This window comes from Pseudomonas entomophila (genome assembly GCF_013523165.1).
GTDB classification, from domain to species: domain Bacteria; phylum Pseudomonadota; class Gammaproteobacteria; order Pseudomonadales; family Pseudomonadaceae; genus Aquipseudomonas; species Aquipseudomonas entomophila_A.
The window spans coordinates 1-455 of record NZ_JAAMQI010000064.1 but is presented as its reverse complement, the minus strand read 5'-3'; the positions used below and the strand labels follow the sequence as shown (position 1 = coordinate 455).

Sequence of the window (455 nt, the reverse complement as noted above, 5' to 3'; positions counted from 1 at the left end):
GGGGCCGCTTGTATGGTAGGACTTGAAGGGAGGAGGAGGGACTAGATCCGCTTCTGACTGTTCGCGCAGTACAGACCGTGGGAGATTTCGCCCCTCCTCCCTTCACCCAAGCGCCGATAAGGAATGCTTCCGGTTTTGACCGACGAAAGTACAAGCCTGCGCCTCTGGGTGGCCCTTCAAGCCCTTAGACCTTACCCCTGGAGACGCGCCCATGGCAATGCCGACATCCGAGCACAGCACGATCATAGGCGTCGACGTTGCCAAGGCTGAGCTGGTCATTTACGAAGACAGCTCCGGACAGTTGAGCACTATTGCCAACAACAAGACGGCCATTAAACAATGGATCAAGGCATTACACGGCAAGGTCTCGATTGCAGTCGAGGCCACCAATGTCTATCACCTGCTGTTTACCGATATGGTCCATGAAGCAGGACATACCCTTTACTTGATGGATG

1 pseudogene is annotated in these 455 nt (G+C 54.7%); it reads left to right on the top strand.

Annotated features, from left to right (window positions below):
• Positions 1–211: 211 nt before the first annotated feature.
• Positions 212–455 (top strand): annotated as a pseudogene (locus G7Z99_RS19665) (IS110 family transposase); the annotation flags it as partial.